Here is a 24,319-nt window from a genome sequence, read left to right as displayed (position 1 = left end):
AACATTTGAAATTCCGCCCCCGCTTCGCAAGAAGCGGGGGCATTTTTTTGCATGACCAAAACTGGAAATGGATCTGAGATAGGTCAACTGCCAGACACCATGTAAAGCAACGGCCCGACGAAATTGCTCGTCGGGCCGTTGTTGTTACTATATGGGTTTATTTATCAGTAGCTCTTGAAAACATCCGTCGAAAAGTGCATCGGCATTTCAGAACCGGCGAAATCGAAGTGCTTGCCGTGGTCTTTCATCATGAGCTTGAATGCGCTCAGCATGTAGCGGCGCTTGAATCCATCCTCCAGCGCCACGATCTCCTGCACCTTGTCGCTGTAGAAACGCATGTAGCAGGTGCCCAGGGCCTGGGTGATCTCATCCATGGTCATTTCAAGCGGCTCAACGATGGGTGTTACCAGATTGTATTTCGAGTAGTCCCACACTCGGATGCGATCCTTCATATCCTTGAAGAGCGGTGTAAAGGGCATGGGGGTCACCACCGGGAATACGGCGATGTCGGGATTCAAGTACTTGGCCGAATCGATGGTGTTCTCGATGGAGTCCCAGGTTTCATTGGTGAAGCCGATCATGAACGACGCCTCGGTGATGATGCCCGCCTCGCGGCACAGGTCCAGGGCCTGCTTGTTCTGCTCGAAACTGGTCCCTTTGTTGAGGCTGTTCAGGGTGTCCTTGTCGGCGCTCTCCGCGCCGATATAGATGTGGATGATGCCGGCATCCCGGTATTTGTGCAGGATATCCGCATCACGGATGATGTCTTCCACGCGGGTCTCGATGAGCAGACGGACTCCGAAATTCCGCTCGATCAGAAGATCCAGAAACAGCTCCCAGCGGTCCCGGTGTTTGGTAGGATAGGCATCGATCAGGGTGAAATAGTCGATCTGGTAGGTTTCGATCAGATGGGCCATCTCCTCGATGACGTTCTCCGGCTTGCGGCAGCGCCAGTCCTCCCGCCAGAACATCCGCTGGCTGCAGAACGCACAGCCCATGTCGCAGCCGCGGGACGTGAGGATGGAAGCCATCCTGCCCTCCGGCTCGACGCGATAGTGATAGTCGTCCCAATCCAACAGGTGCCAGGCCGGATTCAGGGAGTCCAGTTCGACGATGTGGTGCTGGTTTTCGGTACTGACGATCTCCGACCCTTCGCGGTAGGCAATCCCCTTGACGCTTTTCCCCGTTCCTTCCGGAATGGCCGCCAACAGCTGCTTCAGGATGTGCTCCGGCTCCCCTTTGATGATAAAATCCACGTGGTTCTTCTCGTATTCGAGGATCTCACCGAACATGAAGGTGGGATGGGGCCCCCCCAGCAGGGTGACGATGGCGGGGTTTACCTCTTTGGCAATATCCAGAATCCTGAGGGAGTCGGGGACCGTGGCGGTGCTGATGGCGCCGGTGACCGGCAGATAGTCCAGGGACATGACATAATCGGGCTGAACCCGTTCGATCTCCTCGCGGATATCGTCAAACCCGAGCCCCTTGTTCATGGCGTCGAAAATCCCGGCTTCATGTCCCGCGTCGAGTGCGGCACCGGCCAGATAGGCCATATGAAGAGGGGGCCAGTTGCCGACAACCTGTACTCCCCAGCAGTGGTACGGAGCTGTTATAAAGAGGATCTTGCTCATTCTTTCTCCCATTCTGGTTGTGCTGCCGGGCGGTATGACACGGCCCGAGCGTTTTCGAAAACGGTTCTCAAATCCATCGCGATAATAACAAATCAGGGTAAAGGCAGAGTAATGGAATTGTAAAGATTCGGTAAAGAGGAGGGAAAAATGTCCCGCTGGCAAGCTACTATGGCTTGTCGCCTCCCGAAGGCCGACCTCCGGCTAGGCCGGTTCATCCTGGACAGGGAGTGTGAACCATACACGGGTGCCGTTTTCATCGCTTTCGACACCCACCGTGCCTCCATGCGCCTCGATCAGCTCCTTGACGATCGCCAGCCCGATACCGGCCCCTCCCGCATCCCGGGAACGCGAACGATCCGCCCGGAAGAAACGCTCAAACAGGAAGGGGATGTCATGTGCCGCGATTACCGAGCCGCTGTTGGTAAAGACGGTCTTGATGCCGCCTTCGGTTCGCAGGGTTGAAATCGCAACGGTCCCCTGGCGCGGCGTATATTTCCAGGCATTGTCGGTCAGATTGCGGATCGCCTGCAGCAGCTTGTCACGGTCTGCCGTCACCGCATCGCTCCCCGGTTCGAGTTGCCATTGCACCACGATCTGCTTCTCCTGGAAGTTCGGCCGGTACAGATCCATGATCTGGCCGAGCAGTTCATGGAGGGACAGCTTGCGGCGGTCCAGAAAAGCCCTGGCTGCATCCGCCCTGGCCAACTGCTGGAGATCCTCCACCAGATTCACCAGCCGCAGGACCTCCTGTTCCAGCATTCGAAAGGTTTCGGGGGTGGGGGGGATGACGGAGTCGCTCAAGCCTTCGAGATAACCGCGCAGATTGGTGAGGGGAGTCCGCAGTTCGTGAGCGATGTCGGCCACCATGGTCTTGCGCAGCCGTTCGATCGCCTCCAGGTTGTCGGCCATATGGTTGAAGGCATCGGCGAGTTGCCCCCCTTCATAGCGTGACGCCGCGTTTACCCGGCCGGAATAGTCGCCGTCGGCAACCTTTTTGGTGATGGCGGTGATCTGCAACAGCGGGCGCAAGACCCATCTGGTCAGGAGGGACGTCAGAAGCAGGGTAATGGCCAGGGTGGCAAGAATGCCCCAGACCAGGTCGTGGTGAATGCCGGAAAGGAAGGCGCGGTGCGCCTCGGCCGACGCGACATCCTGGCGCTCCACAAGCACCCGGTAATAGTCGGCTGCCCTGCGGTCAATGGCATGCCAGACCACCACGCCGAAGATCGCAAAGACAGGGACGATGTGTCCGACCAGCAACTTCCAGAGCAGGCGCTGCCTCATGCTTCCCGCTCCCCCTCTTCTTCGCTGAACCTGTATCCGTGTCCCCGCACCGTCTGGATGAAACGGGGCTGGGAAGGGTCGTCCTCGATCTTCTGCCGGAGCTTGCCGATATGGACGTCGATGACCCGGTCGATGACCGCTTCCCCCTGACGGTAGCACTGATCCAGCAGTTCCTCCCGGGAGAAGGCCTTTCCCGGCGATCCCATCAGCGCCCTCAGGATCTTGAACTCCGATGAAGTCAGCATAATCGGGCGGCCGTCGCGGGTTACCTTGTGTTTCTCGGAATCGAGCTCCAAACCGCCGAAGGAAAGAGTGGCGGCCGGACGCGGGATGGCCGGCCTGCTGCGGCGCAGGATCGCCTTGACCCGTTCCACCAGTTCACGGGGGCTGAAGGGTTTGACCACGTAATCGTCGGCACCCATCGCCAGCCCCGTGACCCGGTCGATCTCCTCTTCCCGAGCCGTCAGCATAAGCACCGGCACATCGGAATTCCTGCGCAGGGCCCGGCAGATCTCCCAGCCGTCCATGGTGGGCAGCATGACGTCCAGAATCACGAAAATCGGGTTGCATTGGCCGGCAGCCTGCAGAGCCCGGCCGCCATCGTGGACAACCACCGTGGAGAATCCCTCACGTTCGAGATATGTTGCAACCAGAGCGGCCGTATTGCGATCGTCTTCCACGATCAGCACGGTACCCTGGTTTCCGGTTGGTGGGAACATCCGATATCTCCGATCACATGGCCAAAGGTAGTTTTGCGCGCCGCCAGCCGGCCATGTGCCCTTCAAGCAGTGTGATCGTGCGAAAGCCGAGGAAACCGAGCAGGATCTTTCCCATCCAGGCACGCGGGCCGAGCTCGCACAACACGACCAGCTCAACGTTTCTGTCCCGCGGAAGCGGGGCGAGCCGCAACAGGATTTTCCATATCGGCGCGCTGATCGCCCCGGGAATATGACCGGAGCGGTACTCGAAGCCGGTACGGACATCAACCACTACGGGAGACTGTCCCTGGTCAATCTTATCAGCAAGTTCAAGCGGCCGCACGATTCCCCCTCATCTCACTCCCGGAATTTCCTTTTCACTTCCGCCACCTTGGCCGGGATCTTGCCGAGCATGCCGATTCCAAGCTTCCTCATGACGAACGAGCTGCCCATGAACAGCTTGGTGATGCGCATCAGGTAATCCCGCTTGAAGGTCGCCTTCATGGTCATGTATTCCATGATCTTGCCCATGTAAAAACGGCGATAGCCGTCCGCTATGGCGACTTCCACCTGAAGCATGCTCATGGCGCTCGGTTCGATGACCGGATCGACCATGTTGTATTTTCCGTACTCGTGCACCCGGATGAGCGGCTTGAGCTCGTCGTATCCATCCGCATAGGGCCAGGGGATATAGGTGAAAAAGTTGGCGATGTCCGGGTTGAAATCCTGGGCCAGCTGCATGGTCCTTTTGATGCTGTCGGAGGTTTCGCCGGGAAAGCCGACCATAAAGGATGCCTCGGACACGATCTCCTGCTGGCGGAGGATATCGAATGCCTGCCGCGCTTCCTCCACTGTCTGCTCTTTTCCAAGCCCATCGAGAACGGACTGGTCCGCTGTTTCGATACCCAGAGAAATATAGATGACTCCCGCTTTTCGGTACTTCCCGATGATATCCCTGTCCCGGATTATGTCAGCGGCCCGGGTTTCCATCAGCAGATGGACCGGCAGGTCCCTGGCGATGATCTCGTCGAGGAGTGCTTCCCATCGTTCCCGGCTGCTGGTGGGGTATTCATCGGTAATCAGAAAAACGTTCAGCCGGTACGTTCCGTACAGGTGTTCCAGTTCGTCAGCCACCGTGCGGGGATCGCGCGCGCGCCAGGACTTCTCCCAGAACATCTGTTGCGAGCAGAATCGGCAGCCGTGGCCGCAGCCGCGTGAGGTGCTGATTGCTCCCATGCGCGCACCGGGGATCACCAGGCTCGGATAATTGTCCCAATCGAGAAGATCCCAGGCAACCGGCAGGTCATCGATAGCCTCGATCAACGGGCGCCGGCCGGTGGCGACGAGCTCGCCCCTCCGCCGGAAGGCGACGCCGGGAACCGTTGCCGGGTCTCCGCCACCCTCCAGTACCTCCAGCAAGTGGCGGAGCGTCGCCTCCCCCTCGCCGATGACGACGTAATCCACGGCGGCAGAGCCCGAAAGCACCTCCTCGTACATGAAGGTCGGGTGTATCCCTCCCAGGATGGTGACGGTATCCGGCTTGATCCTTTTTGCCAGTTCGAGAGTTTTGACGGCTTCGTTAATGGTGGCGGTGATCGCGGTGGAGGCTACGTAATCCGCCCTGGAGGCACGCAAACGGCCTTCAATCTCCGGATAGCCGTGCCCTTTGGCCATGGCATCGTAGATTTCCGCCTCCAGATTAGCCTGGCGAACGGCACCGGCCAGATAGAGCAGGCCGAGGGGAATCCAGCGACCAGCAATTTCATCCACACCACTATGGTAAGGGGGAGTTACAAACAGGACTTTCCTGGGTCTGGCGGCTGTTTCTATGAGGATCTCCCTTTTAAACCCTTTAAGGACGCACTGGCTGCAATGAATCCTTTTTCCATGTGCACACGGCTATACTATAGCCCTAAACTCCCGATATTTTCAATACATTCATCCCTCCGGCCAGCAGGGGGACGTATCCCGCCTCCATCCAGTAGTCCTTGCCGTCCGTACGGGAACCATGCTACCTTGAGACGCAATTTTGAGTTATAGATGAAGACGTTGTGCGAAAGCCATTGAACCGATGGACGGAATAGATGTGCGTAACCGCCGGAACGATGGATGTCCAGGAGCATGTGGATGATTAACGGGAAAAAGATAGTTGTGGTGCTGCCGGCCTATAATGCGGAGAAAACCCTGGAGAATACGTGGCGGGAAATTCCTCCCGAGGTCGATGACATTGTGCTGGTGGACGACTGCAGCCGGGATAAAACGGCTGAACTGGCGCAAAAGCTGGGAATTACCACGATAATCCATAAAAACAATACCGGTTATGGCGGCAACCAGAAGACCTGCTACCGCACCGCTCTGGAAAGAGGGGCCGACATTGTGGTCATGGTTCACCCCGACTACCAGTATACACCGCGGCTCGTCACTGCCATGGCTGCCATGATCGCCTACGGGGAGTTCGACGCTGTACTCGCTTCCCGCATTCTTGGGACTGGAGCGCTCAAGGGGGGCATGCCGCTCTACAAATACATCGCCAACCGCTTTCTTACCTGTGTTGAAAACATCCTCTTAGGCCAGAAATTCTCGGAGTATCACACCGGTTATCGGGCCTTTTCACGGGATGTGCTGGAAAAACTGCCGCTGGACGTGAATTCGGATGACTTTGTCTTTGATAACCAGATGATTGCCCAGATGGTCTGGTTCGATTTCAAGGTCGGTGAACTCTCCTGCCCCACCAAATACTTCGGGGAAGCATCCTCCATCAACTTCCGGCGCAGCGTAATCTATGGGCTGGGGGTACTGGGGACGGCACTGCAGTTCAGGCTGAACAGGTGGGGGGTGATGTCGTCGGTGCGATATAGACCGAAGCGCAACGTGGGCCCCCTTCGTTATCCTGACTCCACCATGCAATCATTCACACAAAAGGATATGAGATCATGATCGACTTTCCGCAACGCCGCATCTATGCCCTGGGTATCATCACAATCCTGGTTGCGGCGGTATACGGCAGCATTCTCGGGCATGGTTTCGTCTGGGATGATTTCGACATCATTGCCAATAATCCGCTTACGTCCAGTCTTGCCAACATTCCAAAATTCTTCGTCTCCGAAGACATGTCCGACGGCCCCACGGGGTATTACCGGCCTTTGACCTATGTTTCCTTTACAATTGACCGGGCAGTTTGGGGGCTCAATCCCATCGGATTCACTCTGACCAATATCCTTCTGCATATCGCAACGGCCTTGCTGTTTTACCGGGTCGTTGCGCGCCTGTTTTCGCGGGAGGACTTGGCGCTTGCCGCCGCGCTGCTCTTTGCGCTACATCCGATAGCGGGCGAAACTGTCAATTTTCACGCAGGGGGCCGCAATACTCTGCTCTGCGCCTGCTTTGCATTACTGTCACTGCTGTTTCATGTCAACAAACGCTACCTGCCGGCTCTGGCGTGCTTTGTCCCAGCCATATTCTCCAAGGAATTCGCGCTCCTTCTGCCGGTGATCTTCATCATGCACGATCGGGTCATCTCCTCGGACAAACCAGGGTGGCGAACATATGCACCCTATGGGGCCGCGATCTGCGTTTACCTTTCGTTGCGGGCGTTTACTGTCCAGAGCGCGGGGATCGTGAACAGGCTCGATCTGACCGGTGCAGTCTGGACAGCCCCTCAGGTATACGTCTCATATCTCTGGAACATGCTCAACCCGTTCAACATCAAGGTCATGTACGATGTTGCCGATAGACCGGGCATACTGTCGCTGCTGAGCGACATTGGTCTGCTCGCGCTCATTGCTGGTGCGGTTTATCGTTTTCGAGGAAAACGCGAGCTTCTCTACGCTGCCATCGTCTTTTTCCTCTTTCTCCTGCCGGTATCCACCATTCTGCCCCTCGGCATCACCAAAATGGCTGACCGCTATGCCTACTTCGCTTCCTTCGGCTTCAGTCTGGCGCTTGCCTGGGCCATCTGCTCCACTCCACGAAAAGTGGCCCTTGCCCTGCTCGGCCTGCTGCTCATTACCTACGGTGCGCTCGACATCCACAGGAACGGCTACTGGCGCAATGAGCAGACTTTGTTCAGCCGGATGGTTGCGGATGCTCCGGCAATGAGCATCGGTTTCCAGAGGCTCGGTATTTTTCATTTCGACCGGGGGGAATTTGCTGCTGCCGAACCATACCTGATGGAAGCCGCGGGCAAAAAGGACTTAAACGTCGAGATGCTGATGGGATCTGCATCCATGTTCATCGACATGGGAAAGCCGGCCAAAGCCCTGCCCTTCCTAGCCAGGAAACTGGAACAGGAACCAGCCAACCTCGAAGCTCTGGTCATGTCCGCAAAGATTCGCGAGGAGATGGGGGATCAAGCAATGGCGCAGAGCTTCCGTAACAGGGCGCTGGCTATCAACCCACTGGTTTTCAGTATGCTTACGGAACGGGCGCTTGCTCTCTGCCGTCAGGGAGAAGAGCTGACCGCCAGGGGGGATCTGGCCGGCGCGGAACGGCTCTTCCGGGCGGCCTTGCGCATGGAACCCACCTTTGTGCCGGCTCTGATCGACTTGGGAGGCATTATGGCTGAAAAGGGAAATCTGAATGGCGCCCTCACCTATTTCGAAAAAGCCCGCTCTCTGGAATCCGGCAATCCCGCCATACCCTACAATCTGGCGCTTCTGTACAAGATGATGAACAGACAGGCGGATGCGGAAAAGGAAGAACGGGAATACCGGAGAATGAAGAAAAATCGGTGAGGAATGAGGATGAGAGATGGAGCGAAAAGCGCTTCGACATACCCATATGTGATTCTGCTGCTGGTTGTTCTCGCTGTGGTCGCCTATGTCCGCATTCGCCTCCTGCCGGTCCCGCTTGAGCGGGACGAGGGGGAATACGCCTATATGGGGCAGCTTCTGCTCAAGGGCATCCCTCCCTATGCCAGTGTCTACACCATGAAGTTGCCCGGTGCAGGGCTAATGTATGCCCTGTTCATGACGATTTTCGGCCAGACAGCTTCGGGCATTCACGCAGGTTTGTTACTGGTCAATGTTCTCAACATTTTTCTTGTATATCTCCTGACTCGGCGATTGCTGGACAATAACGCCGCACTCATCGCCTGTGCAAGTTATGCACTCCTCTCCCTCAGCCAATCTGTTCTGGGTGCCTTTGCCCATGCCACTCACCTTGTCGTTTTCTTTTCCCTAGCCGGTTTAGTCCTGCTGCTGCGCAGTCTTGAATGCCCCCGCTCTCCCATTTTGTTCGTGAGCGGACTCTGTTTCGGGCTCGCATTCGCGACAAAGCAGCATGCTGCTTTCTTGGCGATTTTCGGGCTTGTCCTCCTTATCCGGCACGGCAGATTGAACCCATCCGTTTCGCCGACAGCGTTGACACGCAGCTGCTTGCTCTTCCTAGCCGGCCTGGTCCTGCCATTCGTCCTCATAGTTTTCTGGCTGTCACAAGTCGGGGCACTCGAAAAATTCTGGTTTTGGACCGTCACCTACGCGAGTACCTACGCTGCCGGTGTACCGCTTGATACGGCGATCTACAACCTGATGACGGCGTTAGTCAAATTCATGGTCCAACTTCCGCTCTGGCTCATGGCCATCGCCGGTTTCGTTTTTCTGGTCTCAAAGAGAGGAAACCGCAATCTGCGTCCATTTGTTATTGGTCTCGTCATCAGCTCCATTCTAGCGGTCTGTCCAGGTCTGCATTTTCGCGAGCATTATTTTGTCATGACGCTACCCGCAGTTTCGATCCTGATCGGATATGCGCTGACCTCCGTTCCGCACGTCATGCCCCCTGATCTGCAAGGACGGCTAGTGCCATACGGCCCGGCTATCCTTTTTTTCCTGGCAATCGCCTATGGGCTTTTCAGCGAACGTTCGCATTTTTTCATTCTCTCCCCTGAAGAGGTGAGTCGTGCTACATATGGTGTTAACCCCTTCCCGGAGGCACCGGTCATTGCACACTACCTCAGGGAACATACCTCACCGGAGGATAGGATTGCGGTCCTGGGTTCAGAGCCCGAGATATGCTTCTATGCCGGGCGCATGTCAGCCACTGGTCATATATACATGTATGGCCTGATGGAAAATCACCGTAATGCCGAAGCGATGCAGCAAGCTATGGTCAGAGAGATCGAAGCCGTGCGGCCGAGATACATCGTGGCGGTCAACGTGGACTATTCGTGGCTGGTAAGGCCGGACTCGCAACGGGCTGTCATCGAATGGGGGGGGCAATACATCAGGGAATTCTATGAACGAACCGGCATCACCGAAATCTCCGACACTGGAGGAGCGTCGCGCTATTACTGGGGTGCTCAGGCGACTGGCTACACCCCCGTGTCCGAATCGTTCATCACCGTCTACCGTCGAAGATTTGGAATGTAAAAAACTCTAATATTGGATAACAATGAAACTCATAATTCAGATACCCTGTCTCAATGAGGCAGAAATCCTCCCCATAACCCTGGCGGACCTGCCGCGCCAACTTCCGGGTTTCGAGACCGTCGAATGGCTGGTCATCAACGACGGCAGCACGGACAACACGGTGGAAATTGCTCGCAAGCACGGGGTGGATCACTTAGTCAGCTTCACCAATAACCAGGGGCTAGCCAGGGCCTTTCTAGCGGGGCTCGATGCCGCCGTCAAGCTGGGCGCGGACGTGATCGTCAATACTGATGCCGACAACCAATACGTGGCAGCCGACATTCCGCTGCTCGTCGTCCCGATTCTGGAGGGCAAGGCCGACGTGGTGGTGGGAGCCCGCCCCATCGGTACGATAGACTCCTTTTCCGGCATCAAGAAACTGCTCCAGAAGGCGGGCAGCGCCGTTGTGAGACTCGTCAGCAGCACCTCCATCCCGGACGCCCCGAGTGGCTTCCGCGCCATGAGTCGTGAGGCGGCCCTGCGCTTCAACGTGTTCAACGATTATACCTACACCCTGGAAACCATTATCCAGGCCGGGCAGAAGAACATCGCCATCACCTCGGTGCCGGTGCGCGTCAACGGTGAGTTACGCCCCTCCCGGCTGCTGAAAGGCATCCCGTCGTACATACGGAAATCGTGCATCACCATGGCCCGCATCTTCGTCGTCTACAAGGCCTTCCGCTTTTTCATGTCGATCGGGCTCTGTTGCGCCGGGGTCGGATTTCTGATCGGGTGCCGCTACCTGCATTACCTGCTGGCGGGAGAAGGGAGAGGGCACGTCCAGTCACTGATTCTGGCGGCGATTCTTCTGGGTATAGGCTTCCAGACCATGCTGACCGCGTTCCTGGCGGACCTGCTGGCGGTAAACAGACGCCTGATGGAGGATGTGCAGTACCGGGTGAAAAAACTGGAGATCAGTGGGCGTGACTTCGGCTCGTGAACCTGATGCCAGCAGTACTTAGGGTCGGATAAACCACTCAGGGGTCGAGGCGACCCGAAAAAATGGAAAATCACTTATCACGAAAATGAACACCGCCAGCCCCAACAGCCCCAGCCGTGCTCTCCGCCCCTGAGACAATCGCATCAGATAGCAGCTTGCAAGTACATAGACGGGGCCGATTACCGGAAAAATGTAGCGTCCCTGCAGCGCCATGCCAAATGCACCGGTCTCACGGTAGGTTCTGTAATTTACGAAATACAGGAGGATGAAGGAATAGGCCAAAACAACTATGATTAGGCCAGCTGCAATCCTGCCCCCGTCGCGCGGCCGCCAGCGCATGACGAAAGCAATGACGGCCAGCAGTGCCAGCAGAAAAAACGGCGCAATGAATGGCCAATAGTTGGGTATTTGCAGATGACCAAAAATACCGAAAGTACCTGCGGCCATTTGACTGATCCAGAGTGGCAGATATTCTCCTAGTCCCATAAGGGGGATGCCTCGATTTTTCATCTCCACATAATTTTCAATCAAATATACCGTGTCCGCCCGATCGCCGGGGTGTTCGATCCGGTTGGCCATGGCAAAGGCCTGCTCGAGAGAGAGACGCCCTTCGCGGAATCGGTCAAAGATGTGCGTCCGGGCGGCCAGACGATACTGAAGCGCCTGTTCAAGCGGGAGCACATCGAACGTCTCCGGATCGAGCTTTCCATAGCGAAGATAGTTGCCGCCATACAACTGGGCGTTCAGTACCAGCCCGATTGCCAGCGCCATACACAGGACAATGGCACGCTTCCCCGATCCCTTGAACCAATCTCTCAAAGCGACCGGCAGTTTATTGATATCTTTTATCCCATATGCAAGAACGAGGATGTTCAGAATCAGCACAAAAGGCAGCAGGGCATTTTTTGTCAAACACCCCGCCAACTGGCAAACGAGAGACATCGCCAGCGCATCCCCCAAGCGCGTCCTGACGAAAACGCACGCATAGTAGATGGACATGGCCGCCAGCAGATTTGCCAGGTTGTCATAGGAAACCGACGCCGAGAGGAAGGTGAACATCATAGTGTTGGTCATTGCCGTCAGCAGCAGCACCTGTGCCAGGCGGTCGTCCGTCAACAACTTCAACAGTCGCCAGACATAGTAAACCGTCCCGAACGCTAACGGGATGTTCATAAGGCGCAGAAACACCAGGTCGGAGAGCCCAAAGAAATTGAGGTGCAGGAGTTTACCCATGATCCAGTAGTAGAGCCAGGGGGTATTGGTCACCAGCCCGTACTGATAGGATTCGGATGAGTTTTCCGCAAGGAAAAGGAACGTGGAGAAAATCCTGCATTTTCCGAGATGGGTTATCTCGTCGGGGGGCACGTAAGGGGAGATGCTTGTGGCGTAGTAGAAAAGTCGAAAGCCGAAATAGACCAGAATGGCAACTGCTATCCAGGACCTCACCCGCTCGCCGGAAAACGGGTCTGGCGCCGCGCTGGCCGGCGCAACGGTCTTGACGGTTTCGGCAAGTGACTGAACTTCATCTGAAGACTCGTTACGGACCATGCAATCTCCTCAATGTAGCAGTCGAAACCAGTTCCATTCACTTCCGAACACCCGGGATGACGAAATGGTTGAGATCAGCAAGATGAGTACGCTGAGAGCACCCGTTGCATACAACGGGTTTGCCTTCGGGTTTATCATGGAGAGCAGGCGGCGCAATCCATCGACATAAAAAATGACAAACGGTACTAGGCCACCAAGGATAAGTCTTCCTTTATTGAAATAGGGATTTTCCCGTGACGGCGTGGGGCAATCTCCAAAATCGAACTGAATCGACAAGATAGCCAAAAAACAAAGAAAAAGAAGTAGCAGCAATAAAATGGCAGATTTAGCCACAAACGGAGTTGAAAGCCCCTCTTGCCTGCTGGACCACAAACCGGCAATCCCGGCGGCAACAAACAGCACTGACGAGATGGTATACAAGAGGTCCGCCAGAAAGGGAGAATCATTGACGCCTTGCCATACTACCAGTTCACCCCGCCAGAAGGTCGCCCCAAGCAGCCTGAGATTTCCGATCAGGTTGTCCAAGCCGGCCACGGTGAACATGGGATGGGAGAACCACTCCCAGAAAGGTTTTCTCGTCCACCCGAGAATTCGTAATTTTTCAGAGGCACCGGTGAGGTCGCCCAATTCGTGATAATTCCACGCCATCCATAAGAGGAGCGGCGCAATACTGCACAGGCATAGTAGCGTAAAATGGGGCACAAATGCCGAGAGGGGCTGGCGGGATGCAACCTTGCGGTATAACAGAATGATTACAAAAGCTCCGCATAGCAGGAACACTGGCATGTTTGTCAGCTTGACAAGCAGAGTGAACGACACCCCGATCCCCGTCAGAATATAATATCCTGGCGACTTGTCATGAGCATGCACCTGATGCAATAGGTAAAAGGCGACCAGGCAGGCCAGCGGGGAGAAAACATCGTTGTTTATGGAGTAAAATATATCGTTTGGAAATGCGGACAGTACTAGGGGAACGCCAATACGCAAGACGCGATCTGTGGTGAACAGGCTTTTGCAGAACAGATAGGCAAGCCATACCATGACGCCGTACAACGGCACATTCAGAAATCTAACCCAATACGGCAGTAAGCCTTCGCTCATCTTGAGCATATCGCCGAGCTCAAGCCACTTCCCTGCAACAAAATAATAGAGCGGCGGTGAATGCATTTCATGGTTTGCGTAGCTTTCAGCTGCCATCGATGAAATCTTATTTACCATTGGATCGAACTGAGGACCAACCATTTCCCTGAAAGGTGGTAGCGCATCTTTCGGGACTCGCTCCAGATACTCGGGTGAACCGTAAAGCACCAGCGACTTGGCAGTCCGCAGCTCCAGGCGGGAACTCTTGTTGTCATGTTGGTAAATTGAACCGTTGGCGTACTTGACAACCGCATCGAAGTGCTGCAGTTCATCCACGGGATTAAAAACTGGAAATGCAGCGCAAAAAAGAAAAACCCTGAGCATGGCGGCAAGACAGAATGTGAAGACAAGTTTACACTCACAGGCATCGCCACCATCCAGAAAATGAACTAGCGAACGCTTCATCGGACTCTCTCAAATGCACTTATAGACATTGGTATGTCTTTCCTTCATTTATCAGCCGCTATCTCGCGCTATTTGTAGCATATATCAGCAAAGTAGTCCCCCCTGGAAAACATTCGGCGGCAAATATCTCTGAGTCTGAAGCGCTGCTTGGATGCTACTGATTACGACAATTACACCCTAATACGGAAGGTGAATAGAGTGAATAACGAGGCCCCCCTCCTCAAAGACCTGTTATTAGTTCATTTCTAAATTACATGAGACATACTTGCGTCGACCCATCCCATCATTTTCCGAGCAGCTACGGAACATACTCCTCGCTATTTGAAATCTCGATGGTATCGAAGTCGATTCCACGTGCAACCCGGTCGTCGGCCTTGCCGATATGGACGTTCTCGTTACGCGCCACAAATGTCGCAGAATCTATGGCAATGCTCGTGATTGGAGAGCGAACCGACTCAAGAGAAAAAAAATACGATTTCCGCGAATGTTTTAAAAATCTAAGCGGTATGCCATTGGCAGAAACAACAAGTTTCAGTTTTTGCATGTCCCCTTCCCAGGGGTGAAAACCGAACGTGTTGAGAATGAGCATGTTATCACGCGGCTCGGGCTGATAGTTAATATTCTCGATAACTCCGTGGCCATCTGTCCAGACTTTGTTTCTGTCGAATCCTCGCGTATCCGCCCACGCCGGCGTCAGGATTTTGCCGATCTGAAAATAATTCGGTTCGTGGTATTCGCTGGCGGTCTCTGCCGAAGTCTTCAAATCGAGAACAAACAGCGAACCGTCGTCGAAAATCCGTTTTCTCGTCGCGCCAAGTTCTCCGAAAACGCGATCAAGGGCAACTTTAGCCCTTTCTGTGATTCGGTGATAATAGGGCCGGGACGGCTTATGCCGCCAGAGGTTCTGGATTACCGGAAATCCGGCCTGGTCTTTATAATCGTAGGCAACATAGCGTATATCATGGGAGAGCAGGTAGGCGGCGACCGCTTCAGGTCCTTGGAAGTAAGGCATACCTGGCGGAGGGCTGCAGCCGCCCGGATCGTTTATGAAACAGATCCTGTTCCTGCTGAAATCGAAACGAAGCGTATCATCATCGCGCGACAGGATCTTTTCACCTGGTGGCACGGTAGCCTGAGCCTTCTTATGGCGTTCAATAAGTCCTGCACTTGCCCCTCCTCCCCAATCATCAGCATCGGTAATACTGTGGATCATCCCCCTATACATCGATAGGGCAGAGTCGGCGTTAAAGACCAGCAGCACGAGGCACGCAGCGGAAACGCAGGCTGCACCAATGGCCGTGTTTGTGTCACTAAATATCTCTGCGACATACTGCTTTAGGGTACGGGTGGTTGCTCCAATGAGAGACAATTTCTCCAGGAGCGAGGCAAGCACAGTAATGAGTGAAATAAAGATACAAACAAAAAGGTATCGCTTAAATGGGCCGAGATTGCTTAAATCTGATTTAAGCATGATAATGAAGACCGATATGATACTGCCCAGCACGAATGACTGAACCGTTGCGCGGCGCTTCATCCGTGCGATCCCGAGCGCAACACCCCCTGCCAGAACAAAGAGAACGCTAAGAGAGTCAGAACATATCCAGCTTATGATGATCACCAGCTCACGCCCGAGCGTCAATCCGTCGGCGAAGTCTTCGGAAGGAAAATTTCCGTAGGCGTATTCGTCAAAACCCCTTCCCAGAATCGGGTAGAGCATGGTTCCCGAAGTCCGCAGGAGAGAAAGCATCCAGGGCAGCAGCAGCAGAAAGACACTAAGCGGTACGAGTGCCGCTTCAAGTATCGCTTCTTTCTTTCCACGGGAATCAATCAGGTACCAGAGATACGAGAAAAAAATGATCAGCACGCATGGAGGGACCAGATTTGTTTTAAGAGCAAACGCACAGGCAGCAAGCAAGCCGACCAGCGCAGCGTTACCGGCAGGCTTGTCATCATGGATTCCATCCTGGTCGAGAAAGGCAAACAGCGCCAGAAACATCACCATACCCGTCGTGAAGCTGGAGCTGTTGATACGCAGTTCCGGATAGTACGGGACACAGAGGAAAAAAAGTGCGAGCAGGCATTGCCATGGAAAGACAAGTCCTCGTTCCTTCGCAATGCGCCAAATCAACCCGAGACCGATGATCAGGGCCACTCCGCCGTCTACAATATCGATGTTCTTGAAATCGAACAACGCGAGAACAAGCGCATGCAGTATGCTTTGACCGCCGAGCCCGTTTTGCAGGCGCAGATTATTGAAGGGATCGGGGGTTATGCCGCCTGCGTCCAACATCTGCTTGGGGAAGATGAAATATCCCTCAAGATTATCCATCAAATTATACGTTCCGGAATGTTCAGCAACGGGGATCAGGTCGGTCGAAGCCAGATACTGGATGGCAGCCAGGGCTATGATAGCGCCATGGCAAGCCAGCTTCAGGGCACATGCGATAGGATGTTCCCGCATGTATGCTCGAAACGAGCTGAACCGGTCTGTTACAGAGGTGCGCCGTACAAGGAGATCAAGAACAGTCATTACGACGCCGCAGGTAACAAGTATAAGAAGGAGAGGGCGTGAAATCGCATTGAGAAGGTTAAAAACTCCGCCAGCCACAACGACACATGCCATGCCCCAGGCTGCCTGATTTGCCCATCCGCAGTCATCGGCGGTAAACAGGAGCCGTCGCAGCAATGCACCATAGCCAATGAATGAAACGAGTAGAACAAGGCCCCAAAAAGCCGGTAGAAGTTTTAGTAAGGTCATGCTGGAATCACACCGCTTGGTAGAAGTTAACAGAATCTATCCTGGCGACTTGAGTAACCACGCTATCAGGATATGGCAAATAGTTTCACAGACTATAGTTCGGCTGACGAAACTACTTGCGAATGTCTTTTCCGGTCTTGTTGTCAGGCCGGCGTATCACCCGGGGTACGGCTCAGTGAAAAGCCGACACCCGCCAGAAACGCATCCGCCACGAGGGAAATGACCCGCCAAAGCAGGGCTGCTGATATGACGACCCCGATTTCAATGTGCGGACTTAAAAACAGCGTGAGCACCGCCTCACGAATTCCAAGCCCGGCAGGAGCACCGGGGATGACGAATCCGGCAATCCATGCCACGGCCACACCGCATGGCACAAGCCAGATGGCAGGGGGGCAATTGCCTGCAAGCCCCCACAGAAGAAGTATCAGACTGCATCCCATGAAAATGAAGCTGACTAGGTGGATGCCGAGATAGAGCACAAGATCACGGTGGCTGATCGGCAAGGGAGCATCGAGGGTGAGACACTTGCGCAGAAACATTGGAGGATCGGCAAGCGTACGACGGAAGAGAATCGCCATCACCAGCCACCCCAACGTCATGACTGCTGCCGCGACAATGAGCCGCCGACTGTCGTCAATAGGCCCGGTTGAGATCATCAGTCCGGAGACTGACAGCACCCCCCCGGCGCCAAGGGCAAACAAATTTTCGATCAAGACGGAAAGAATAACCCGCTCGGAATGCCACCCCGCCTGCCTTGCGAGCACAACACGTCCGACATGTTGCGCAATGTTGCCGGGAAGATACTTCGCTGCCTGCGCCATGCTGAAAACCGCCAGCGATTGCCGCAGAGTAGTCGGCACTTCAAAAAGTTTCAGCAGCCATCTCCACGACCAGGCGTCCAGCAATGCACAACCGATCTGCATAAGCAATGCACCCGACATCGTCGCGACAAGCAACCATGTCCAGCGGAGCTTCATGACCGCATCGGAGTAGCGCGCCGCTTCCACTCCGAAATACGCAAGACAGAGCACTGTTGCACACAGAGCAAGAAACCGACGTATCGGTTTCCAATATGCTACCCCTCGCTGGTTCGAGGAGGCTCCCCCATGGCTATCCGACTTTTGCACGGACAACAAAGCCGTTCCCCTGCTCCGTATGCGCGAACAAGCGTTGCAGCAACACAAAAGGTTTGATGGTCCAACGATTGCTTATGATGCCGAGTGGGGCAAGCCATTTCGAACGGTGAAAGAGCCCTGTTTCTACCCGCCCTCCCCGGCTTTGGGTGCGGCGGACACTGAATCCATGGAGAGCGTTCATAATACCCACCATGGTGTTTGCAAGCGGATAACCATAATTTACTATCTCGATATCTCGGAAACCGGCATCTTTAAGAAAAGTTCTCACTTCCACGGATGAAAAGCACCTCATCTGCTGTACTACCAATGGGTCATATCCCGCCCCGGTGCGTACGAAGGAGACAAATAGCGTTCCACCCGGCACGAGTAGCTTCCGGCATGCCGACAGCAGCTCAACCTGGTCATCCGCATAGCCAAGCACCTCCAGAAGCAACACAACCTCGAAGCGCATGCCTGAAGGCCAGGCGTCAATGATCGTAAACCCCTTCGCTTCAGTTTCCGCAAGACGTTGTCGCGCACATGCACGGGCAACGGGAGAAGGGTCATATCCAATGCCATGGTGGCCCAGACGGGACAAAGGAATGAGGATCTCGGCACCGCCACAGCCGATGTCGGCGATTGAGCTGTTTCCTGAGTGGTCGATCCGGCGCAGTACCACATCCTCACGCAGGAGATAGCGAGGCGGGAGCATCACGGCCCCCGCAGGACGTCGCGCAGGACCAGATCGTAGCGCCGTGCAACGTTGGCCCATGTGTATGTTTCGGCAATGGCGCGACTGCATCGCCCCATGCCGGGTAATGCATCCCGGTGTTCAAGCATGAAAAGGATGGACCGCGCCAAGGCTTCCGGGTTTCGGTACTCGACCAGAAAACCGCTCTCGCCATGTTTCACGTAGGTGCGGTTGCCCGGGTGGTCGCTGGCTATGACCGGCAATCCGTATGCGCCGGCCTCGATCATTGCGAGCGAAGAGCCTTCCCGGTCCCCGTAGAACAGATATGCGTCCGAGTTGAGGAAATATTCGCCGAGTTGCCCATATTCAACCCGCCCCAGCAGCGACACATTGTCGCCAATGTCATGCTCTTCCAGAACCTGGCGTATTTCATCTTCGGCCCGGCCATAGCCGACAATCCGCAGGTGGAAGTCATCGCGCTCTCGCCGCACCATGCCGAGCGCCTTGATGATCTCCTGAAACCCCTTGCGGAGCACGAGCCTGCCGATAGAAAGCAACTGGAGAGGGGAACCGTTCCGGTTCGGGTGCGCCTGTACCGTTGGCAGCGTAGTGCCATTGGGAATCGCGACAAAACGCCGGTGGTTGAGGAATGGTTCGACCAGGTCCTCCAGCCCCTCGCAGACGACGACTGCGTGTGAACGATTGACCACCGTGCGGAAGACCGGGGCCAGATATTGCACATAGGTCTTCATTGCCGATTCGAGACCCGGTGTGTCCGCTGCGTCAACAAATACGACAGATGGAATGCGGAGCAGTCTCGACATAATGATGCCGATCAGCCCGGATGGAATGGCAAAAATGGGAAACAATAGCGTGTAACGCCGCTTCCGGGCATGGGCCAGCATCTGCGGCAACCCCATACCGAAATAGCTTGCATGCTCGAAAAAGGTTGCGTCACCTCTCGATTGTCGCGCTGTTGGAAAACGATACACCTGGAAGCCGCCGCACTGCTGGTGTCGTGGATACTCTTCTCCAATCCGTGTGGTGAGAATATCCACTTCCCATCCCATACGGGTGAGTTCCATCGCAAGCTTTTCCGCCATGATCGTACCACCGCTCAAGACCGGAAAATATTCATGGGTGATGATGGCCAAACGCCCAGGGAGGTTCGATTTCGTCCCAATCAGGTCTGCAGTCACCATCCGCGACGAATCGCCTCTACTATCTGTTGCCGCTCCGCCTCACCGACCCAGTACCCCATCGGGATGCAGATCATATCTCGGGTAAACTCATCAACACCGGGCAAGGGGGTACGGAACTCGCGGAACATAGTATGGCTGTCATTTCTGGCATGAACCTGAGAGGTGGATACTCCACGTTCCTTGAGCGCTTGCATGAATGACTCACGTTTTTCCACAAACAGCGTGTAAAGCCAAAATGCCGAGAGTCGGTCCTGGGGCCAATGACAAAGTCTTACCCCCGGCACATCGCACAGGTTCGTGTCGTAAAACCCGGCTAACTGGCGCCTTTGTTTCAATATGGAATCGAGGTGCGGTAGTTGGACAAGGCCGATCGTCGCCGCAACATCGTTCATATGAAATTTGTAGCCCCATTCTACGATGTCCGCCTCGCAACGAAAATCGGCACGGGGCTGTTCACGGTCGATGCCGTACCAGCGGAGCAGCTTTCCGCGCTGATAATCTTCTTCGGACTTACAGAGTAGGGCGCCGCCATCGACTGTGGTGATATGCTTGATGGCCTGAAAGGAAAAACAAACGAAATCCGAATGTCGGCCGAGCCTCTGCTCTTTGTACTCGGCCCCGCAGGCATGGGCTGCATCTTCGATAACCTTGATATCGGCTGCCTTCGCGATGGCGTTTATTTCATCAAGATCAACGGGTAGCCCCCCCCAATGCACAACAATGACAGCCTTGGTTTTCTCTGTAATTTTGCGCTTGAGTGAAGCCGGATCCATATTACCCGTTTTCGGATCGATATCGGCCCAAACAATTTTTGCCCCGTTGGCCAGGATCGGTTCATTTGTTGCCGTACAGGTCATGGCCGTTGTTATCACCTCGTCACCCCATCCCACGCCAGCGAGCCTCAAAGCTAGATGAATGGCCGACGTGCAGCTGTTCAACGTTAGTGTGAAGGTGTTTTCGAAATAACTGCCAAGCGCTTCCTCAAACGTTTTAACTTTAGGACCTTCACCGATAAAACCGCACAGAATGGTCTCATTGAGAGGCTCTGTTACGGAATGCGGCATATGCACCTTGAAAAGTGGAATCATACTTGTACTCGATTATGTTGAAATTAATACTGCATCAATGACAAATGAGGGTTCATGACGTACTGTTCGTATTTGTCCCTAGTTCTTCCCGTACTTGTCCGCCATTTCCCGGTGGCAGGCCAAGGCGGCCTCGATGGAATGATCCATGTTGTTGTACCAGAAAGCGCCGGTTCGGCCCAGCAGCCTAACGTTTTCGTAGCGATTGATTCTCGACCGCACCTGTTCGAGTTCTGCCCGGTAACCACTGGAATAAACCGGATACGCCTTTTCGATCCTTTCGATACCGCACCCGACGAAGTCGCTTTCACAAGCGACACCCCCCGTGCGAACCAAATAATCCCGGATGGCACTCTCCCGCTTCTGCGGCTGGGTCCAGACGTCATCCCCCTCCCGGCAGGTTACCTCGACGCACAACCCTCCATGCCCGGGCGGAGCCAGGGAAGGATCGAAAAGAGTCGGCAGGGAAATCCTGTTGAACGGAATATCGTCGGCGCCGTAATAACACCACTGATAATCGAGCAACGGTGAACTCTTCAAGCGAAAATTGTAGACTACCATATCCAGATACCGGAGATTCGACGACGGCTCATCCAGAAGAAAAAGAAGATCGTTCAAGCCGCCAGTCCAGACCAAGTCGTCGCACGGCAAGATCTCGCCCCCAATCGATACGCCGCTAACAGCGCTTCCGGAGCGGTGTATCTGTCCGATGGTGGCACCTGTTATTACCCTACCTCTGAATGAAACAAATTTTTCGCGCAAAATGTCGCAAAAAACCTGAATCCCCCCCCCGGTCGGATAGATGAAGCGCATGGGCGTTTTTTTCCCGAGCAGACTTTTCGCCAGCGACAGCAGATCGTTGAACTGCGCCTTCTTGTCGATCACCGCCCGATCTATGCCGGTGATGGCCCAGTCGCGCGAGATATCGCGGCACGCCATCAGGAGAAACTTCTCAGTGTAGGGGCGAAAAAAGATCTCGTAGAGGGTCCGCCCGTACCTGCCAACGATATAGTCCTCGAAATTACCGCTCTCCCGGTTACGCTTCCTGAAAAAGTCTCCCGCAACCCGAATCAGCACCCCGAGGGGAAGCCCGATCATGGACCGGAGTGCCAAGGGCCAGTCGAAATAGGTTCCGAACATGTAAACGCCGCTCTTCCTGAGAACGCGGCGTAAATGTACGTCCAGCACCTCTTCGATAAAGCTGTTGATCTCCGGGATATCGGTATGGAAACGGTGCGGCCCGATGTCGAAAACAAAACCGTCGTAGGAGAAGCTTCTCGCCAGTCCCCCCACGCTGTTCTCTTTTTCCACCAGCACAACTTGATGACCATCTCTGCTGAGATGATAGGCCAGCGACAAACCGGTGATGCCGGCGCCGACGATGACGATGTGCTTACCGCTCATTGGCAGGCCTGAAGAGTTCCACGACGGGATGCAGGATCGGGTTGCCGTATCCTTTACCTATGGCGAGAAAATATAGTGGCACGGCAGTAAGCAGCATTGCAGCCAGGTAGAGGGAGCAGAGAAGATTCCGGTATGGTATCCGCTTGAGCCAAGTAATGATGAAATAGGCGACTCCCATGAATGCAAAGGGGGTTACGGCAAAGGAGCTGTTGAGCCAGATGTGTCTGCGTGCGAGAGCAAGAGGAAGATATGCACCCCAGAAGAGCAATGAAAGAAAGAGGAGATTCGGCGCCTTCTCCTTGATGCCGTTGTACAGAAGAAGGGCAAATGCAGGGAGGGTCAGCATCCAGACCAACGGATTGGAAATGGCAACGAACACTACCGGATGCCCTGCAAAGAAGGTGAAGTCGGCCCAGTTTACCGGTTTGAGAAACCAGAGTACCGGATATGACGTCAGTTCATTGGTATACGCCTGAAATCCTTGATGGATCACATTTTCCCTGGCCATGAGACGTTGGGCTGCCAGCCAGTCCCACAGATCATGCCCACCCCGCACAAACCATGGGACATAGGTGAGAAAGTATACCGCTGCTGGAAGAACAACCAACGACACCACAATGAAAGCTATGTCACTGCATTTATCATGAAACGGCAGGTCATCTTTCGCACACTCAAAAAGAAGAAAGGCTGCTGTTGCAGCAAGAGGAAAGAGGGCAGACCACTTTACGGCAAGAGCCAGGCCGAAGAGAATTCCCGATATAACCAACAGATGGGACTTTCGGTTACTGCGATAGATAAGCATGACCAAAAGCGCGGACAGGACAAAAAACGGAAGGTGAACCTCCTGGATAGCTTGGCGGGAGAAATCAATGTGGACGGAATCAACGGCGAGAAACAACGCTGCCAGCAACCCCATGATGTGTGAGCCGGAGAGACGGCTGGTCACCGTCCCGATGAGAGGCACCGACAGCGTCCCAAGGACGATGCTCGCCCCCTTGACCCCCCCTGCGCCTCCACCTAAAAGGTTCAGGAAGATAAAATTGAGAATGTCGCGCAGCTTCGGGTGCTGCCACATGGTCGGACCGTAACGTCCGTCTCGCACGAAATCGAAGGCGGAAGCAACCGCCCCGACATCATCCGAGGTCATAGGAGCCGCTCCGATCCCATAACTGCGCAACACCACGGCAACTGCGGTAATAATCGCCAGCCCCAGCAGAAACCGGTCATTATCGATTTCATACCATCCCGAGAATTCACGATTCATCAATGTGCTCCCTCTCCTGCAACGCTCCAGCCGGCTGCCTTAATCGTTTGCATGAATTCTCGCGCTTTTTCCCGGCTGCTTTCGGTCACATCGGGGGAATCTTCCGCCAGGCAGACCGTAACCACATCGGCAGTCACCCCCGATCTCCGCAACATTTCGATCACGGCGGGAACAGTCTCGTCCGCAAAGAACGATGCATCGATGTTCAGGAGTACCGGCTCGTGCTGGGGGGCGATGCGCATGGCAACAATTCGCGGCGACACATACTCGTACTCGAACACTTCCGGAGCAAGATCGGCTTTTGCCCCAAACCGTTTCCGGAACTCCTCCGGAGGCAGCACGTTAATGATTTTTCGCGCTATCCCCCCCGCCATGGTTGCCCGCAAAAAATTGCGGTATGTTATCTCTTCGCCTCCGAGGGGCGTGGATTTCGTCACCTTCAGAGGATACGGGGCAGGCGGAGCAGCCTGAGAAACGGCATAACCGCTTGACGAGTCATCACCCATATAGTGGAGAAATTTCCCCAGGTGCACAACTGTCCTGCCACGAACAGCTTTCGTTTCCCACAGGCGATACAGGGCGGTAGTCGTCTGAACCATCGCGATGCTCCCCTTGCCGGCGACAAAAGAGGACACAGGGCCGTAATTGCGGGCCTGGCGACTGGCGACATGGACGGCAAGCGCGGCAAGTGCGCAAGCTGCAAGAACTATTGCGGCGATAAACGGTTGTTTCATATGTCTCCTGACCTCC

General features: G+C 54.9%; 19 protein-coding genes. 4 read left to right on the top strand and 15 right to left on the bottom strand.

Annotated elements, in window-relative coordinates:
• Nucleotides 1-164: 164 nt before the first annotated feature.
• The 5 genes from GSVR_RS02215 to GSVR_RS02195 all read right to left on the bottom strand — a co-directional run bounded on the left by GSVR_RS02215 (nucleotide 165) and on the right by GSVR_RS02195 (nucleotide 5,383).
• Entirely contained in the window at nucleotides 165-1,631 is a 1,467-nt protein-coding gene (locus tag GSVR_RS02215; protein WP_173201123.1) for a B12-binding domain-containing radical SAM protein, read from the bottom strand.
• A 201-nt stretch (nucleotides 1,632-1,832) separates the two neighbouring features.
• Nucleotides 1,833-2,915 carry a cell wall metabolism sensor histidine kinase WalK gene (locus tag GSVR_RS02210; RefSeq protein ID WP_173201121.1) on the bottom strand — a complete coding sequence of 361 codons (1,083 nt, stop codon included), beginning with the start codon at nucleotides 2,913-2,915 and terminating at the stop codon, nucleotides 1,833-1,835.
• The gene (locus GSVR_RS02205) at nucleotides 2,912-3,634 is read right to left on the bottom strand and encodes a response regulator transcription factor (protein WP_173201120.1); all 723 of its coding nucleotides are present in this window, start codon (nucleotides 3,632-3,634) and stop codon (nucleotides 2,912-2,914) included. Before GSVR_RS02205 ends, GSVR_RS02210 begins: the two co-directional genes overlap by 4 nt.
• 13 nt (nucleotides 3,635-3,647) lie before the next feature.
• A complete protein-coding gene (locus GSVR_RS02200) occupies nucleotides 3,648-3,956 on the bottom strand; it encodes a rhodanese-like domain-containing protein (RefSeq protein WP_173201118.1) in 309 nt (102 codons plus the stop codon).
• Between the two features lie 14 nt (nucleotides 3,957-3,970).
• Nucleotides 3,971-5,383 (bottom strand): B12-binding domain-containing radical SAM protein, encoded by a 1,413-nt coding sequence (locus tag GSVR_RS02195; RefSeq protein WP_239077432.1) that lies wholly within the window; start codon nucleotides 5,381-5,383, stop codon nucleotides 3,971-3,973.
• Nucleotides 5,384-5,740: 357 nt separating this feature from the next.
• On the opposite strand from GSVR_RS02195, the gene GSVR_RS02190 reads away from it, so the two are divergent.
• The 4 genes from GSVR_RS02190 to GSVR_RS02175 are packed head-to-tail and all read left to right on the top strand — an operon-like array spanning nucleotide 5,741 to nucleotide 10,957.
• Nucleotides 5,741-6,550 (top strand): glycosyltransferase family 2 protein, encoded by an 810-nt coding sequence (locus GSVR_RS02190; protein WP_173201116.1) that lies wholly within the window; start codon nucleotides 5,741-5,743, stop codon nucleotides 6,548-6,550.
• Nucleotides 6,547-8,346 (top strand): lipopolysaccharide assembly protein LapB, encoded by a 1,800-nt coding sequence (locus tag GSVR_RS02185; RefSeq protein WP_173201114.1) that lies wholly within the window; start codon nucleotides 6,547-6,549, stop codon nucleotides 8,344-8,346. Before GSVR_RS02190 ends, GSVR_RS02185 begins: the two co-directional genes overlap by 4 nt.
• Nucleotides 8,347-8,355: 9 nt before the next feature.
• Nucleotides 8,356-9,978 carry a glycosyltransferase family 39 protein gene (locus GSVR_RS02180; protein WP_173201112.1) on the top strand — a complete coding sequence of 541 codons (1,623 nt, stop codon included), beginning with the start codon at nucleotides 8,356-8,358 and terminating at the stop codon, nucleotides 9,976-9,978.
• 22 nt (nucleotides 9,979-10,000) lie between these two features.
• Nucleotides 10,001-10,957: a glycosyltransferase family 2 protein gene (locus tag GSVR_RS02175; RefSeq protein WP_173201110.1), complete on the top strand. Its 957-nt coding sequence runs from the start codon at nucleotides 10,001-10,003 to the stop codon at nucleotides 10,955-10,957.
• An 18-nt stretch (nucleotides 10,958-10,975) separates the two neighbouring features.
• On the opposite strand, the gene GSVR_RS02170 is transcribed toward GSVR_RS02175, so the two are convergent.
• The 10 genes from GSVR_RS02170 to GSVR_RS02125 form a co-directional block, all read right to left on the bottom strand.
• Entirely contained in the window at nucleotides 10,976-12,505 is a 1,530-nt protein-coding gene (locus GSVR_RS02170; protein WP_173201108.1) for a hypothetical protein, read from the bottom strand.
• A 9-nt stretch (nucleotides 12,506-12,514) separates the two neighbouring features.
• Complete coding sequence (locus GSVR_RS02165) at nucleotides 12,515-14,050, bottom strand: glycosyltransferase family 39 protein (protein ID WP_173201106.1); 1,536 nt, start codon at nucleotides 14,048-14,050, stop codon at nucleotides 12,515-12,517.
• A gap of 298 nt (nucleotides 14,051-14,348) precedes the next feature.
• Nucleotides 14,349-16,808 (bottom strand): hypothetical protein, encoded by a 2,460-nt coding sequence (locus GSVR_RS02160; protein ID WP_173201104.1) that lies wholly within the window; start codon nucleotides 16,806-16,808, stop codon nucleotides 14,349-14,351.
• A gap of 143 nt (nucleotides 16,809-16,951) precedes the next feature.
• Nucleotides 16,952-17,935, bottom strand: coding sequence for a lysylphosphatidylglycerol synthase transmembrane domain-containing protein (locus tag GSVR_RS02155; RefSeq protein ID WP_255569713.1), 984 nt, complete (start codon nucleotides 17,933-17,935; stop codon nucleotides 16,952-16,954).
• The gene (locus GSVR_RS02150; protein WP_173201100.1) at nucleotides 17,919-18,635 is read right to left on the bottom strand and encodes a bifunctional 2-polyprenyl-6-hydroxyphenol methylase/3-demethylubiquinol 3-O-methyltransferase UbiG; all 717 of its coding nucleotides are present in this window, start codon (nucleotides 18,633-18,635) and stop codon (nucleotides 17,919-17,921) included. Before GSVR_RS02150 ends, GSVR_RS02155 begins: the two co-directional genes overlap by 17 nt.
• Nucleotides 18,635-19,816 (bottom strand): glycosyltransferase family 4 protein, encoded by a 1,182-nt coding sequence (locus tag GSVR_RS02145; RefSeq protein WP_173201098.1) that lies wholly within the window; start codon nucleotides 19,814-19,816, stop codon nucleotides 18,635-18,637. The genes GSVR_RS02150 and GSVR_RS02145 overlap by 1 nt, the downstream gene beginning before the upstream one ends.
• Nucleotides 19,810-20,904, bottom strand: coding sequence for a DegT/DnrJ/EryC1/StrS aminotransferase family protein (locus GSVR_RS02140; protein WP_173201096.1), 1,095 nt, complete (start codon nucleotides 20,902-20,904; stop codon nucleotides 19,810-19,812). Before GSVR_RS02140 ends, GSVR_RS02145 begins: the two co-directional genes overlap by 7 nt.
• 78 nt (nucleotides 20,905-20,982) lie before the next feature.
• The gene (locus GSVR_RS02135) at nucleotides 20,983-22,305 is read right to left on the bottom strand and encodes an FAD-dependent oxidoreductase (protein ID WP_173201094.1); all 1,323 of its coding nucleotides are present in this window, start codon (nucleotides 22,303-22,305) and stop codon (nucleotides 20,983-20,985) included.
• Nucleotides 22,295-23,569: a phospholipid carrier-dependent glycosyltransferase gene (locus GSVR_RS02130; protein WP_173201092.1), complete on the bottom strand. Its 1,275-nt coding sequence runs from the start codon at nucleotides 23,567-23,569 to the stop codon at nucleotides 22,295-22,297. The genes GSVR_RS02135 and GSVR_RS02130 overlap by 11 nt, the downstream gene beginning before the upstream one ends.
• Nucleotides 23,569-24,303, bottom strand: a complete 735-nt coding sequence (locus tag GSVR_RS02125; protein WP_173201090.1) for a hypothetical protein — start codon at nucleotides 24,301-24,303, stop codon at nucleotides 23,569-23,571. Before GSVR_RS02125 ends, GSVR_RS02130 begins: the two co-directional genes overlap by 1 nt.
• Nucleotides 24,304-24,319: the final 16 nt, after the last annotated feature.

This window comes from Geobacter sp. SVR (assembly GCF_016865365.1).
Classification (GTDB): Bacteria; Desulfobacterota; Desulfuromonadia; order Geobacterales; family Pseudopelobacteraceae; genus Pelotalea.
The sequence above is the reverse complement of the archived record's forward strand: the minus strand, read 5'-3'. Positions and strand labels throughout refer to the sequence as shown.